Here is a 15,749-nt window from a genome sequence, read left to right on the forward strand (position 1 = left end):
AACTCCTACCTAAGCGCGCAAAACAGCGCCAGGATTCATGATCCCGTTCGGGTCCAGCGCCAACTTAATGGCGCGCATAGCGGCCAATCGGGTGGGGTCTCCATAGCGCTCAAGATCCGCTACCTTCATACGCCCCAAACCATGTTCCGCACTAAAGGACCCGGAACATACGTAAACCAATTCGTGCACAATGTCAGTCACTTGCGCGCGGATGTTATCATACTCGCCTCGGTGTCTGCCAGCGGCGGGAAAGACGTTAAAGTGCAAATTCCCATCACCTAAGTGCCCAAAACAATTCACACGCAGCGGCCCCAATTCAGCCAGTGCCCCCCGTGCTTTGGAGATAAAACCAGGCAACTCATCCAGCGGCAGGGAAATGTCATGGCTCGCGATCGAACCCACAATCTTGTTGGCTTGAGGAATCGCCTCTCGCAGCCCCCAAAAGGCCATTCGCTGGCTGTCACTCTGGGCAATCAATCCATCTGAAACCAGATCCGCCTCCAAACCGGCAGAAAACACACGTTCAAGTGCGTCATTTGCGTCCTGCGCTAATCCAAACTCGATCAGCGCAGTCCATTCTGGAAAATCCTCAAACGGCACGCGCACATCCGGGAGGACCTCTTGCACAAACTCCAACCCCTGACGATGCAATAACTCAAAACTGGACACCCCTTCGCCCACCTCATCTCGTGCCATCGCCAATAGCTTTAACGCCGCCTCCGGGCTCTTCACCACCATCAGCGCGGTGCCAACAGATGAGGGTCGTGGAAACAGCTTCAACGCTGCCGCCGTGATTACCCCCAACGTCCCCTCTGCCCCCACCAGCAGATTACGCAGGTCATAGCCGGTGTTGTCCTTGCGAAGCCGCGTCAAGCCACGCCAGATATCACCATTTGGCAACACCGCCTCTAACCCAAGGCAAAGGTCGCGCGCATTGCCATAACGTAAAACATTCACCCCGCCGGCATTGGTCGCCAAATTGCCGCCGATGCGGGCCGAGCCCTCAGATCCAAGCGACAGTGGAAACAAACGTTCCTGCGCCTCTGCCGCCGATTGAACATCTGCCAAAATGGTACCGGCCTCCGCAACGATCACGTTTTCCAACGGGCGCACATCGCGTACTCGATTCATTCGTTCCAGTGACAGAATAACAGGTGCCGGTCTCTCTGGTTGCACTTGCCCCCCAACCAGCCCGGTCCCGCCGCCATAAGGCACCACACCAACGCGCGCAACATTGCAAGCGCGGACAACAGACGCCACTTGCTCAACGGTGCGCGGTCGCGCCAAAACGCCACCTATCCCGGCAAACCTGCCTCTCGGTTCTTCCAGATATCGCGCCTCAGGCGTGCATAGAATATCGGTTGGCAATAGCGCCGCAAGGTGGTCGCAAAAGGCAGTGTCAGCAGGATTGAGTGTCATGCTCCAAGGCTTAAGCCCCAAGCGATCACCTGTCTATGGCCCGGTCAGAAATCTCGGCTGTAAAACCACAATTGTCGGTCGATCCGGCAACGTGCGCAGGCTCACCTCAACGCTGCTTTCCCCTTCGTTCACAATAGCATAGGCATCTGACATGCCATTCAAAAAACCCGAGAGCGTCCAACCCTCAAACCAATGCATCGGGATTACCACCTGCGCCCTCAGCTTACGCAGCACCGTCATCATAGTAGGCACATCTAGGCTGGTTCCACCATCCACCGCTGCCATCACCACGTCGATCCGCCCAAGAGCTGCATATTGCGCCGGGTTGGGTTCATGATGCAGATGCCCCAGATGCCCGACACACAAACCGCCCACTTCAAAAACAAAGATTGAGTTGCCGTTTTCTTCTACCCCTCCAAAGGATCGGATATCAGTCGATACATTTCGGATCAACATCGTGCCAAGATCGAGATGATGATCAATCCCCTGCCCATACTCTCCCCACCCGGGTAATACATGCGTAATAGCCGGATCGGGACTGGCCGTCCAATGGGTGCCATGGGCATGATTCATCGTGACCACATCAGGGATAAAATCCACATTGCCAACAAACCCGGTAAAATCCGTCACTGCCGACAGCCCATCATGGCTTTGAATCAGGAAAGAGGCATGGGAGATATAACTGATGCGCACGGCGTGTTTCTCAACCGGATCGCGAAACGACGCTTTGTGGAGATATTGAATGCCCGGCGTCGCTTCTGCCAGCGCGATGCAATGACTAACCCGCCGCTCTTGCGCGTGTGCAATACCTGAAGTCAGTAACAGTGCCAATAGAATGCGTATCATATCCGTGCCTCCCTGATCGTCAGGCTATCAGAGAATCGCTCTGCCACGCTCTACTGCTTTTGCAACAGCACAATATCGGCGTGCAAAAGCCGACCTCCGTTGCAACAGATAACGAGGGTGCCAATTCTGCGAGCAAACGACCAATTTGCGCTCACCAACCCTACGTAAAGGCGTCGATTACGCGGCCAACACCTTCATCTTGCCAAAAATACTTTAGGGAATCACAGCTTTGCTGTGAGGGGGCAACGCCCCCAACCAACCTCGCCCCTAAGCCTGACCCGCGAGTGTGCGTCCGCGCCGATCACCGCGCAAAGCCGCATACAGCACATGTGTGCGCCAACGCCCATTGATCTGCAAATAACTCTGCGCCACGCCTTCGTATTTAAAGCCCGACTTTTCCAACACCCCACGCGACGCAAGGTTTTCAGGTAAACATGCTGCCTCAATTCGGCTAAGATCCATGCGTTGAAACGCGTGATGCACCACCGCTTCAATCGCTTCCCGCATAAAACCCTGCCGGGCATATTGTTGACCAATCCAATATCCCAGCGTCCCCGCCTGTGCCGGGCCACGCCGAATATTGTCTAGCGTAATCGCGCCCATTAGCATGTCATCACTGCGACGCAGTAGAAACAAAGGCATCGCGCTGTCATTGCTAATTGAGCGCTGCGCCCAATACACCCGATTGGTAAAACTCTTACGGCTCAGATGGGTCGGCGCCCAAATCGGCTCCCATGGGATCAAAAAATCTGCGCTGTCGCTGCGCAGTTCGGCCCATTCCCGAAAGTCCGAATGGATCGGTGGGCGCAAAACCAACCGTTCCGTATCAATCCGCACCTTACGCCGATTGAGCAGCATCAGGCAGCGCGCCTCCGCTGCAATGTGTCCAGATCAGGCGCACTGGACACAGGCCCATAAAGCGCCAGCGCCGGACGCGCGGCCACTGCCATATGCTCGGCAATCCGGCGCACATCCGCGTCGGTCACAGCATCAATGCGTTCGACCGTCTCGCTTAACGCCGGAATGCGGTCCCAAATCGCCAGCATCCGTGCCAGCCGTTCGGCGCGGCTCGACGGGCTTTCCAGCCCCATCAGCAAGCCGGCTTTCATCTGCGTACGCGCCCGCGCAATCTCGGTCGGGTTCATATCCTCGGCGGCGCGCTTCAACTCGTCAATCGTGATCTGCTCCAGTTCGGCAATCTGCCCACCAGAGGTGCCCGCATAGATTGTGGTCATGCCCGTATCAGCATAGGCCCCGGTCTGTGCAAAGATCGAATAACACAAACCACGCTTTTCGCGGATTTCCTGGAACAGACGGCTCGACATGCCCCCGCCCAAGGCGGTCGTGTAAATCTGTGCCGAATAAATATCAGGGCTGCGGTAATCCGGGCTCTCGAGACCAAGTGCAAAATGCGCCTGCTCCAGCTCTTTCTCGGTGCGGAATTCACCGCCGCCGAATTTCGCCGGTGCCACGGTAATTCCGGGTCCGCGCTCTAAATGGCCAAACAATTCTTCGGCCAGGCGCACAATCTCATCGTGATCGATGCCACCCGCAGCAGACAGTACCATCCGTTCGGGCCGGTAATGTTCGGACACAAATGCCGAAAAGTCATCACGCCCAAATCCGCGTACATGCGCGCCCTCGCCCAGAATGGTACGGCCCAGCGGCTGATTAGGATAGGCGCGTTCTTGAAGCCAGTCAAAAATCACGTCATCGGGCGTGTCCAGCGCCTGACCAATCTCTTGCAGGATCACACCCCGCTCAATCTCGATTTCGACCGGATCAAACACCGGGTTCAATACGATATCGCCCACGACATCCAACGCCAGCGCCACATCATCTTTCAGCACACGCGCGTAATAGGCGGTTACCTCGCGACTGGTATAGGCGTTGATATAGCCGCCCACATCTTCGATGGCTTCGGCAATTTCCAGCGCATTGCGCCGCTTGGTACCTTTAAAGGCCATGTGCTCCAGAAAATGGGCAATGCCATTCTCATGTGGTCGTTCATGACGACCACCGACATTGACCCATATTCCCACCGCGGCGGATTCCAGCCCCGGCATATGTTCCGTCACAACCCGAAAGCCGTTGGAAAGTGTGTGCAGTTCTACGGTCAACGTTGGGCAATCCGTTCCTTGATGAGAGTTTCCAGATGCTCCAGATCATTGGGCACGCGCGTCACATGTTCTTCGCGATGCATCATATCGTCCATATGCGGCGGTAGCACCGGTCGCGCGCCCATGGCCTGTTCAACAGCGTCAGGGAATTTTGCCGGATGGGCAGTGGCCAAAGTGATCATGGGTGTCCCGGAAAGGTTTTCTTTTCCAACCTTTACCCCAACTGCCGAGTGCGGGCAAAGAACTTCTCCGCAGCTTACAAATTCCTCGGATATTACCGCCAAGGTTTCCGCTTCCGAAGCCCGGCCCGAGCTGAAATGATCGCGCAGGGTTTCCATCGCGCCCTGACTGATAGTGAAAGACCCATCCTTGAGTTCCTCCATCAATTGCGCCACAGCACCGCCATCCCGGCCATAGGCATCAAAAAGCGCGCGCTCAAAATTCGAGCTGACTTGAATATCCATCGACGGGCTGATCGAAGGCGTCACACCATCCTTGGTATACGCCCCGCTTTCCATCGTGCGGTGCAGAATGTCGTTCTGGTTGGTGGCGATCACCAGTTTCTCGATGGGTAGCCCCATCTTTTTGGCAATGTAACCGGCAAAAATGTCGCCAAAGTTCCCAGTTGGCACAGTGAACGACACTTTGCGATGCGGCGCACCAAGGCTCACGGCGGAGGTAAAGAAGTATACCACTTGCGCCAGAACCCGCGCCCAGTTGATCGAATTCACACCCGCCAGTTTCACACCGTCACGGAACTCGAAATCGTTGAACATGTCTTTCAGCTTGGCCTGACAATCGTCAAAATCACCATCCAGCGCCAGCGCGTGCACGTTGGCATCGTCTGGTGTGGTCATCTGCTTGCGCTGAATGTCACTCACCCGGCCATGCGGGAACAGGATGAACACATCTACGTTGTCCAAACCCCGAAACGCTTCAATCGCAGCCGACCCAGTATCGCCACTTGTTGCGCCCACGATGGTCACACGTTCATCGCGGCGGTCCAGCGAAAACTGGAATAGCTGACCAATCAGCTGCATGGCAAAATCCTTGAACGCCAGCGTCGGCCCGTGAAACAGTTCAAGTAAATAGTGATTGGGTGCCAGCTGTACCAGCGGCGCCCGTGCATCGTGGCGAAAACCCGCATACGCGCGGGCGATAATAACCTTAAACTCTTCATCGGTGAATGCATCACCCACAAACGGGCGCATCACCTTAAACGCAGCCTCTTCATAAGACAGCCCAGCCAATGCCGCGATGTCCTCCGGGCTCATCGTCGGGATGGCTTCGGGCACATAAAGCCCCCCATCCCGCGCCAGCCCGGTCAGCATGGCCTCTTCAAAGCTTAGTTCAGGTGCGTTTCCACGGGTCGAAATGTATTTCACAGGACTCAGGCCTTTTCGCTTTTGCGCAGTCGATGCAGGTAATAGAGCGTCATCGCGACCCAGACAATCGCCAGTCCGAACCATGTCACGATATATTCCAGATGATCATTTGCAATCCCAGATGTGTCGACCGGTAAAGGCGTCACCGTTGGGTCATTTTCCGACGTTTCGCGCAGCACGATCAACACCGGCTCGGCACCAAGCGCATCTGCCATAACCGACACGTCCCGCGCAAACCAGATATTGGCTGCCAGATCATTTTGGGGCGTATAGCTGTCTACTTCGTTAGGCCAATGCAAATTGCCCTCGATCATTGCATCCACTTTGGGTCGCGTCACATCCTTTTGCGGTGGCTTAATCCAACCACGATCCACCATCACACGCCGACCGTCGCTGGTCTCAAACGCGGCGACAATCCGATAAACGGCACCCACGTCGCGGGTCGAGGCCAAGACATGCAACTCTTCGCCGGTAAACTGCCCCGCGGCGCGGACCGCCAGAAACCGATCCGACACCGGGTCCGGCTTTGCAGGAAGGTCGGCGGCCACCGCGCCAATACGTGCCGAGATATCCGACAAATAGGCTTCTTTCTCACCCATGCGCTGCACTTGCCATACGCCAAGCGACACCAGAACCACGGTTCCCAGAACACCAAAGAAGAGTGGAAGAAGATATCGGGCCACGCAGGGCTCCTTGCACAAAAGAAAAACGCGGACAGTAAAACCATCCGCGTTTTCTTAATCTTATTCTTATTCAGGTTTCAACCGGCTCAAGCCATATGCGCCAGGCTTATTGACCCCATACATAGACTGCTGCGAACAAGAACAGCCAAACCACGTCAACAAAGTGCCAATACCAAGCCGCCGCTTCGAAACCGACATGTTTATCTTGGGTGAAGTGTCCCTTCATCAGACGCAACAGGCAGACAAACAAGAAGATTGTTCCGATCACAACATGCGCACCGTGGAACCCGGTCGCCATGAAGAATGACGCGCCATAGACGTTGCCAGCAAAACCAAACGCCGCGTGGCTGTATTCATAGACCTGGAAAACGGTAAAGATCGCGCCAAGGGCAATCGCGATGATCAAACCCCATTTCATGTCTTCACGGTTGTTCTCGTGCACCAGCGCGTGGTGCGCCCAGGTTGCTGCACAGCCCGAACACAACAGGATCAGCGTGTTAATCAATGGCAGGTGCCATGGGTCAAACGTCTCGATACCGACGGGTGGCCATGGGCCATCTACTGCGGGGCTCAGCGGGCCCATCGGGTACATGGCGTGTTTGAAGAAAGTCCAGAACCACGCCGAAAAGAACATAACCTCGGACATGATAAACAGGATAAAGCCATAGCGCAGACCAATCTGCACCACTGGCGTGTGATCGCCAACACGGCTTTCTGTAACCACCTCGGCCCACCAGCCGAACATGACGTAAAGAACAGCCACCAGACCAATCAGGAACATCCATGGGCCATTGTCGTGCATCCACAGAACCGCACCGAACAGCATGATAAAGCCACCCAATGCGCCCAGGAACGGCCACCACGAGGGTGGCAAAATATGATAATCGTGATTTTTTGCGTGCGCCATTTTTTCTCTCTTCCCCTCGTTGGAAGCTTTTTTAGTTTACGTCCGTCTCACCCGTCCGCGTCAAAGACGCGGTTTCTTCGGGCAAATCGATTTCAAAGAACGTGTAACCCAGCGTTATCACCTTGACGAATTTCGCGTCGCGGTCATCAACAATTTCGGGATCCACGTAAAAACTCACTGGCATTGTCACCCGCTCACCGGGTTGCAGAACCTGCTCTTCAAAGCAAAAACAGTCGATCTTGGTAAAGAACCCACCTGCGTCATAGGGGGCTACATTATAGCTGGCTGACCCGGCGATGGGACGATCAGTCGGGTTGTACGCCTCATAGAAGGCCAGTCCCGTTTCACCAATTCGGATTTCCATCTCGCGCTGCATGGGTTTGAATTCCCAAGGCATGTCGCGCTCCTTAGAGGCGTCAAAACGCACCTTGATGGTTTTATCAAGGATCACATCAGACCCATCTGCCGCAACATTTGTGACACCACCAAAGCCTGTCACGCGACAGAACCAATCGTAAAACGGCACCGACGCCCACGCCAGCGCACCCATCACGATTACAACGCTTACCGCCTGAACAGCTGTCTTATTTTTACCCTGCATAGCCATCAGTTCGTCATCACCGAATTTTCAGGCTCATAGTCCCCGCGGGTCACTTTGACCACGGTTAAGCCAAAGACAATTGCGATAAAGCCGACCAAGACTAAGGCCACCCCAAGGTTGCGGCCAAAGCGGCGTTTGTGAATCTCGTGTTCTGCACGAAAACTCATGCTCACCAGCCCCCCAGTCCGTAAGGCGCCAAGGCGCTCTCGGCAAGTATCGCACCGAAATGCAGGAATAGGTAGAGCAGCGACAAGCCAAAGAATGATTTCTCGCGCTTGAACCCATCCGCCTCAGACGCCTCTTCCGAGCGGCGCCAGATTGCAACTGCGCCAATGATAAACAACGCGTTCAGCACCAGCGATGTCGCCAGATAAATCGGACCACCGACACCGGTAAAGGCCATGCCCACGGCAATGATCGCCAACAACAGCGTGTAAACGAGGATGTGGTTGCGCGTCGAACGGCGCCCGTGGGTCACGTGCAGCATCGGAACGCCCGCATCCTTGTAGTCAGATTTCATAAACAGGCACAGCGCCCAGAAATGCGGAGGCGTCCACATAAAAATCAACGTGAACATCAAAACGCTTTCGACGGATACGCCACCGGTCACAGCCGCCCAACCGATCATCGGAGGAAACGCACCCGCCGCACCACCGATCACAATGTTCTGCGGCGTCCAGCGTTTAAGCCACATGGTGTAAATCACCACGTAAAAGAAAATCGTGAATGCCAGCAGCCCCGCGGCCACAAAGTTGGTCGCAAGGCCCAGCATCACAACAGAGAAGCCAGACAGCGCAACGCCAATCGCCATCGCCTCACCCGGCTCAACCTTGCCAGATGGGATCGGGCGATTTTGCGTGCGTTTCATCACATGATCGATGTCGGCATCCCACCACATGTTTAAAGCACCAGAGGCACCGCCACCCACTGCAATGAACAGAATCGCGCAAAACGCAACAAAAGGGTGCACATATCCCGGCGCAGCCAACAGCCCAACGGCAGCCGTGAACACCACAAGCGACATCACGCGAGGTTTGAGCAGGGCGAAATAATCGCCGAACCCGGCCTCGTTTGTGCTGGCTTGCGTATTAATGCTTGCGTCGCTCATCTGTTCTTCCTTGCGGGGTCAACGGGCGGGGCCCCTCAACCAAAAGCTTGTCAGAAGGCGGGGGAGCCCCCGCCATCTCAATCAATCAGCCGAAGCCACTTTCACTGCAGGCAGGCTTGCGGGATTGCCAGCATACTCTTCGATCGCGCCCTTCAGCCACTCTTGGTATTTCTCTTCTGAAACAACCTCGACAGTAATTGGCATGTATGCGTGGTCCTTACCGCAGAGTTCCGAGCATTGGCCGAAATAGATGCCTTCACGCTCGGCTTCGAACCACAATTGCGCAATACGGCCCGGAACGGCGTCTTGCTTGACGCCAAACGCTGGGATCGTCCATGCATGGATCACGTCGGCACCTGTTACATCCATCACCACGGTCTTGCCGATTGGCACAACAACCTTGGTATCGGTTGCCAGAAGATATTCGTCAGGCGCATAGCCATTCTCTTCCAGAGCCGTCTTGCCCAACATAAAGCTTTCGAATTCGAACTCGTGATCGGTGTATTCATAACCCCAGTACCACTGGTATCCAGTGACCTTGATGTGCACATCACCTTCAGGAATCTCCTGCTGGTTAAACAGCACCGGCAACGAGAACGCGCCGATAAAGACCAGGATCACTATCGGAATCAAAGTCCAAGCGATTTCCACCGTCGTGTTATGGGTAAATGTGGATGGGGTCGGATTGGCGCGGCGGTTGTAGCGCACGATCACGATAAGAATCAGCGCGCTAACAAACGCAACGATGGCTGTGATAATGACCAGCAGCATAAAATCCAGCGATTGGATCTGGCGTGCCAGCTCGGTTGCAGCGGGTTGGAACCCGATGCCTTTCGGGACCGGTTTGCCCACTGTTTCAACGCTCTGAGCGATTGCCGGAACGGCTGTGATGGCTGCCAATAGGCCCAGGACTGTCGAGAGAATTCGCATGTGTCACCCTGATCGGTTGCGGTGTTGTTCTATGTCTAAACGACAGGACACGACGCGGCTTGCGTGGAATCCTGTTGTTGTTTCGCGCCTAGAAACCATATTCTAACGCACAGATAAAGATCGAAGCTTGCGGCAAACAGACGCTTTTTTTGATTTAGATCAAATAACCGGGGATAACCGAGCATGAACGACACCACCTTTCGACCCTTTGAGACCATTTTGGACGAAGGCACAGCCCTGCGCCACCTGCGCGCCGCAACTGACGGCGCCGAAGACGGCGAGCTGTTTTTAGAGCGGCGCAGTTCGGAGGCACTGGTTTTTGACGATGGCCGCCTAAAAACCGCCAGCTATGACGCGGGCGAAGGATTTGGCCTGCGTGCTGTCAACGGCGATGTTTCAGGATATGCCCATTCCTCAGACATCTCCGAAGCCTCGATCAAACGCGCCGTGGAAACCGCACGCCTTGCAATCGGCGCGGGTGGTGGCTCCTTGGCCGCTGGTCCGATGCCAACCAACCGCAAACTTTATACAGACGCGGATCCCATTGGAGGTGTGTCCTTTCCAGTAAAAATCGACACCCTCCGTGAAATCGACGCCTTTGCCCGCGACCTTGATTCGCGCGTGGTTCAGGTTTCGGCCACGTTGGCCGCCAGCCACCAAGAGGTGGTGATCCTGCGTCCCGACGGCACCCGCGTGACCGACATTCGTCCGATGACCCGCGTCAATGTCTCGGTCATCGTGGAACAGGACGGACGCCGCGAAAGCGGTGGCGCTGGTGGCGGCGGGCGCATCGGACTTGATGGCCTGCTTGATCCCGCCGATTGGCAGGACAAAGCCCGCGAGGCGCTGCGCGTTGCGCTTGTAAACCTCGATGCGGTCCCTGCCCCGGCTGGCCCGATGGAGGTTGTGCTTGGCCCCGGCTGGCCTGGCATTCTGCTGCACGAGGCGGTCGGCCACGGTCTGGAAGGGGACTTCAATCGCAAAGGCAGCTCGAAATTCTCGGGCATGATCGGTCAACAGGTCGCCTCTCGTGGTGTGACCGTCATTGATGACGGCACCATCCCGGATCGCCGCGGATCCATAACCGTGGATGACGAGGGAACGCCCTCCGGTAAAAACACTCTGATCGAAGATGGTATTCTTGTTGGCTATATGCAGGATCGACAGAACGCCCGGCTGATGGGCGTAAACCCCACCGGCAATGGACGTCGCGAGAGTTATGCGCACGCCCCCATGCCGCGTATGACCAACACCTACATGGAAGGTGGCGACGCCAATCCACAGGATCTGGTCGCCTCGCTCAAGGATGGCATCTATGCGGTGGGCTTTGGCGGCGGGCAGGTGGATATCACGAATGGTAAATTCGTGTTCTCCTGCACCGAGGCGTATCGTGTTGAGAACGGCAAGATCGGCGCAGCGGTCAAGGGCGCAACCCTGATTGGGGATGGTGCCACCGCCATGACCCAGATTCGCGGCCTTGGAAACGACATGGCGCTTGATCCTGGTATGGGGAATTGCGGCAAGGCGGGTCAATGGGTTCCGGTTGGCGTTGGCCAACCAACTGTTCTGATGGACGGGCTGACCGTGGGCGGCTCAGCTGCCTGAGTAACTTTGCATTGCCCGCCAAACGGTGGGCAATGCATTCAGGCGTGCAATCGCGCCGGACTCATCACATCCAGAAAATTCTTCGGCTCTGCGACATTATCGTTCTTGGTTTACGCGTCATTAACCACCACCGCGCTAAACCTGATTCTGCAAGCAGACGGAGCCACGGATGATTGAAGACAACTATTCTTCCACTCACCCCCAACTCCCACCCACCACGGAAGAAGAACGTTTTTCGTGGCTTCGTCTCTTGCGCTCTCGCAGGGTTGGGATTTCCACATTCAACCGCTTGATGGTCGAACACGGCAGCGCCGCCGCTGCTCTTGAGGCACTGCCAGAAATCGCGCGCCGCCGGTGTAAAGCGATACGAAGTCTGCCCAGAGTCGGTTATTCACCGCGAACTTAACGCAGGCCGGGCGACAGGTGCGCATTTGATTGCGCGCGGAGATTACGATTACCCCAGCGCGCTTAACGACATCCCCGATTCCCCGCCACTCTTTTGGGCTATGGGGCGCATCGAACTCCTTCATCAACCAATGATTGCCCTTGTCGGCGCACGCAACGCGTCCTCACTCGGGACGCGCATGGCGCGCGCCTTGGCGCACGATCTGGGCGACAAGGGGTTTGTTGTCGTGTCCGGCCTCGCGCGCGGCGTGGACACCGCCGCCCATCTGGCAGCTTTGCCCACTGGCACCATTGCTGTCTTCGCCAGCGGGGTCGACACCATATACCCGGCTGAAAATACCCGGCTGGCCGAAGATATCGGCAAACAGGGGCTGCGCATCTCTGAACAACCCATGGGTCTCATGCCACAGGCGCGCCATTTCCCGGCGCGCAACCGGATTATCTCGGGCCTATCCCGGGCCGTTGTCGTGATCGAAGCCGCCGCCAAATCTGGCAGCTTAATCACTGCACGCAACGCGCTGGATCAAGGGCGTGACGTCCTGGCCGTGCCCGGACATCCCTTTGATGCCCGCGCCTCGGGCTGCAACATGTTAATTCGTGACGGCGCGCAACTGGTGCGCTCTGCTGAAGATGTGATCGAGGCGCTCAGCGACCTTACGGGCATTTCGCCGCTCGACCAACCAGAGTTGCCCAATCTACCACCTGCACAAAAACCAAAAAAGCGATCGCTGCGCGACACGTCCAACCTGCATATGCAGATATTGAACCGTCTTGGCCCTACCCCCGTTGCCGAAGATCAGTTGATCCGCGACCTCAAGGCCGACACCTCAGATGTCGCACCGGTGTTGGTCGACCTCGAACTTGACGGCAAGATCACGCGCCAATCTGGCGGGTTGCTCAGCCGCAATTGATTTCACTGCGCGTTGAAATGATCCGCAACCTGGCACCCGGCCACCTCACCTACAAAACGCTTTTTTTGTCACGCATTGACAATTCCCCCTTTCGCCCCACATTTTTCGCCGCCATAACGCTCGTCTCGAGTCGATAGGAGTTTTCATGCCGGTTGTTGTTGTCGAGTCCCCAGCCAAAGCCAAGACGATCAATAAATATCTGGGATCCGATTACACGGTTCTGGCCTCATACGGCCACGTGCGTGATTTGCCCCCCAAAGATGGGTCCGTCGATACCGATGACGACTTTGCCATGACATGGGAAATCGGCAACGATTCTCGCAAACATGTCAAAGCGATAGCCGACGCTCTTAAAGAAGATAACGCACTCATTCTCGCAACCGACCCCGACCGCGAAGGAGAGGCGATCAGCTGGCATCTTGAAGAGGCCCTGCGCAAGCGGCGGGCCATCAAGAAAGACACGCCCGTCAGCCGCGTGGTGTTCAACGCTATTACCAAATCGGCCGTGACCGAGGCGATGAAGAATCCCCGTCAAGTGGATCAGCCGCTGGTCGACGCCTACCTTGCCCGCCGCGCTCTGGACTATCTTGTCGGCTTTAATCTCTCACCTGTTTTGTGGCGTAAACTGCCCGGCGCGCGATCTGCGGGGCGTGTGCAATCGGTCTGCCTGCGTCTGATCGTGGAACGCGAGATGGAGATTGAGGCGTTTAATCCGCGCGAATACTGGTCGGTCAAGGCCATTTTGTCGACACCGCGCGGTCAGGAATACGAAGCACGTCTGACCATACTTGGTGGCAACAAACTGGATCGCTACGATCTTGAAAATGGCACCGCCGCAGAACTGGCCGTTCAGGCAATCAATTCCCGCGATCTCTCAATCGCACGGGTCGAGGCCAAACCAGCCAGCCGCAACCCGTCTGCCCCTTTCATGACGTCCACGCTCCAGCAAGAAGCCAGCCGCAAATTTGGAATGGGCGCGCGCCAATGCATGAGCACCGCGCAACGGCTTTATGAGGCAGGCCATATCACCTATATGCGGACCGACGGTATCGACATGGCCCCCGAAGCGGTTGAGGCGGCCCGCGCGGCCATCGCAAACCGTTACGGCGACGACTACGTTCCAAAGTCACCGCGCATTTACAAAAACAAGGCCAAGAACGCGCAAGAGGCACACGAGTGTATTCGCCCCACCGACATGGCGCGCGACGCAACGTCGCTCAAACTGTCCGATGACGACCAGCGCAAGCTTTATGATCTGATCTGGAAACGCACCCTTGCCTGCCAGATGGAAGGTGCCCGCCTTGAGCGAACCACTGTCGACATCGCCAGCGATGACGGACAGGTCGGCCTGCGCGCCACCGGTCAGGTCATGTTGTTTGACGGCTTTATGCGAGTGTATGAAGAGGGGCGCGACGATCAGGTTGTCGATGACGACGACAAGCGCCTGCCGCAAATCATGCAAGGCGAAGCCGCCACCAAAAAATCCATTTCACCCGAACAGCACTTCACCCAGCCCCCGCCCCGCTATACCGAGGCGACACTGGTCAAAAAGATGGAAGAGCTGGGCATCGGCCGCCCGTCAACCTATGCCAGCGTGATCACTACGATTCAGGACCGCGAATATGTCCGCAAGGACAAAAACCGCCTCTTCCCCGAGGACAAGGGCCGGATCGTCACCATCTTCCTGCTGAATTTCTTTCGTCAATATGTCGGCTATGAGTTCACCGCTAATCTGGAAGAAGAGCTGGACGACGTCAGCGCAGGCGACCGCAACTACAAAACCGTCCTTGCACGGTTCTGGAAAGACTTCTCGGCGGCCATTGCCGAAACATCCGAACTGCGGATTGCTCAAGTGCTCGATGTGCTCGACGACGCGCTCGCCCCTCAGCTTTACCCGCCTCGCGAGGACGGCACCGACCCGCGTGTCTGCCCCAAATGCGGCAACGGCCAGCTACACCTCAAATCCTCTCGCACGGGCGGGTTTGTTGGCTGTGGCAACTATCCCGAATGCACCTATACACGTCCCATCGCGGGCGAAGGGGCCGACGGCGACGAACGTCTTCTGGGCGAAGATGCAGGCGACGAGATTTGGCTCAAGGCGGGTCGTTTTGGCCCCTACGTGCAACGCGGCGAACCCACACCTGAGAACAAGAAACCCCCACGCGCCAGCCTGCCACGCGGCTGGAACAAAGAGGATATGGACCTTGATAAGGCCCTGACGCTCTTGTCTTTGCCACGCGAAATCGGTGAACACCCCGAGGGTGGGATGATCTCGTCGAACTTCGGGCGTTTTGGCCCCTATGTCATGCACAAACTGCCGGACGATGCGAAACCGGTCTATGCCAACCTCAAAGACCCCAACGACGTCTTTCACATTGGCATGAACCACGCCGTAGAACTGTTGACCGAAAAACGCAATAACCCTGGCCGCCGCGGCAGCCAGGCCGCCGCTAAACCATTGAAGGAACTGGGTGAACACCCCGACTCCGGTGGTCCGGTCAATGTCATGGACGGGCGCTATGGCGCTTATGTGAAATGGGAAAAGGTCAACGCGACCATCCCCAAGGACGTCAAAGCCGAAGACGTCACCATTGAGCAAGCTGTCGAATGGATTGCGGAAAAGGCTGCCAAATCAGGGTCCAAACGCAAGGCCCCTGCAAAAAAGAAAGCGCCCGCCAAAAAAGCTGCCGCAAAAAAGACCACGACAAAAAAGACAGCTGCCAAAAAGGCGACCGCTAAAAAACCTGTGGCAACGAAAACCACGTCCGAATAGCAACGTCGCCGCTGGCGACAAAGCCCCGCAAGCGTTAGCCGAGCGCCCCCCGCCAA

General features: G+C 56.4%; 13 protein-coding genes and 1 pseudogene. 3 read left to right on the top strand and 11 right to left on the bottom strand.

The genetic code is table 11. From position 1 onward, the window contains the following. Window positions 1-9: 9 nt before the first annotated feature. The 11 genes from CLV88_RS10135 to coxB form a co-directional block, all read right to left on the bottom strand. Complete coding sequence (locus CLV88_RS10135; protein ID WP_106608283.1) at window positions 10-1,419, bottom strand: FAD-binding oxidoreductase; 1,410 nt, start codon at window positions 1,417-1,419, stop codon at window positions 10-12. Between the two features lie 33 nt (window positions 1,420-1,452). Beyond that, entirely contained in the window at window positions 1,453-2,265 is an 813-nt protein-coding gene (locus CLV88_RS10140) for an MBL fold metallo-hydrolase (protein WP_106608284.1), read from the bottom strand. Between the two features lie 267 nt (window positions 2,266-2,532). Beyond that, window positions 2,533-3,123: a GNAT family N-acetyltransferase gene (locus CLV88_RS10145; protein WP_106608285.1), complete on the bottom strand. Its 591-nt coding sequence runs from the start codon at window positions 3,121-3,123 to the stop codon at window positions 2,533-2,535. Next, window positions 3,123-4,385 carry a M16 family metallopeptidase gene (locus tag CLV88_RS10150; RefSeq protein WP_106608286.1) on the bottom strand — a complete coding sequence of 421 codons (1,263 nt, stop codon included), beginning with the start codon at window positions 4,383-4,385 and terminating at the stop codon, window positions 3,123-3,125. Before CLV88_RS10150 ends, CLV88_RS10145 begins: the two co-directional genes overlap by 1 nt. Further along, window positions 4,382-5,770: a threonine synthase gene (gene thrC, locus CLV88_RS10155; protein ID WP_106608287.1), complete on the bottom strand. Its 1,389-nt coding sequence runs from the start codon at window positions 5,768-5,770 to the stop codon at window positions 4,382-4,384. The genes CLV88_RS10150 and thrC overlap by 4 nt, the downstream gene beginning before the upstream one ends. A 5-nt stretch (window positions 5,771-5,775) precedes the next feature. Beyond that, window positions 5,776-6,453: an SURF1 family protein gene (locus CLV88_RS10160; RefSeq protein WP_106608288.1), complete on the bottom strand. Its 678-nt coding sequence runs from the start codon at window positions 6,451-6,453 to the stop codon at window positions 5,776-5,778. Window positions 6,454-6,559: 106 nt separating this feature from the next. Then, on the bottom strand, window positions 6,560-7,360 hold the full coding sequence (locus CLV88_RS10165) for a cytochrome c oxidase subunit 3 (protein WP_106608289.1): 801 nt from the start codon (window positions 7,358-7,360) through the stop codon (window positions 6,560-6,562). 31 nt (window positions 7,361-7,391) lie between these two features. Beyond that, window positions 7,392-7,967, bottom strand: a complete 576-nt coding sequence (locus tag CLV88_RS10170; protein ID WP_106608290.1) for a cytochrome c oxidase assembly protein — start codon at window positions 7,965-7,967, stop codon at window positions 7,392-7,394. Beyond that, on the bottom strand, window positions 7,967-8,128 hold the full coding sequence (locus CLV88_RS23015; protein WP_165798855.1) for a hypothetical protein: 162 nt from the start codon (window positions 8,126-8,128) through the stop codon (window positions 7,967-7,969). Before CLV88_RS23015 ends, CLV88_RS10170 begins: the two co-directional genes overlap by 1 nt. A 2-nt stretch (window positions 8,129-8,130) precedes the next feature. Beyond that, the gene (cyoE, locus tag CLV88_RS10175; RefSeq protein ID WP_106608291.1) at window positions 8,131-9,069 is read right to left on the bottom strand and encodes a heme o synthase; all 939 of its coding nucleotides are present in this window, start codon (window positions 9,067-9,069) and stop codon (window positions 8,131-8,133) included. 81 nt (window positions 9,070-9,150) lie between these two features. Continuing rightward, window positions 9,151-9,999, bottom strand: coding sequence for a cytochrome c oxidase subunit II (gene coxB / locus CLV88_RS10180; RefSeq protein ID WP_106608292.1), 849 nt, complete (start codon window positions 9,997-9,999; stop codon window positions 9,151-9,153). A gap of 183 nt (window positions 10,000-10,182) precedes the next feature. Between coxB and tldD the strand changes: the two genes are divergently transcribed. From tldD to topA, 3 genes and pseudogenes are all read left to right on the top strand, one after another. After that, window positions 10,183-11,604, top strand: coding sequence for a metalloprotease TldD (gene tldD, locus CLV88_RS10185; protein WP_106608293.1), 1,422 nt, complete (start codon window positions 10,183-10,185; stop codon window positions 11,602-11,604). A 169-nt stretch (window positions 11,605-11,773) separates the two neighbouring features. Beyond that, window positions 11,774-12,920, top strand: a pseudogene (dprA, locus tag CLV88_RS10190) (DNA-processing protein DprA). A gap of 145 nt (window positions 12,921-13,065) precedes the next feature. Further along, window positions 13,066-15,693 (top strand): type I DNA topoisomerase, encoded by a 2,628-nt coding sequence (gene topA, locus CLV88_RS10195; RefSeq protein ID WP_106608294.1) that lies wholly within the window; start codon window positions 13,066-13,068, stop codon window positions 15,691-15,693. Window positions 15,694-15,749 lie beyond the last annotated feature (56 nt).

Origin of the sequence: Shimia abyssi, from assembly GCF_003014475.1 — a bacterium.
In the GTDB taxonomy this organism is placed as follows: domain Bacteria; phylum Pseudomonadota; class Alphaproteobacteria; order Rhodobacterales; family Rhodobacteraceae; genus Shimia; species Shimia abyssi.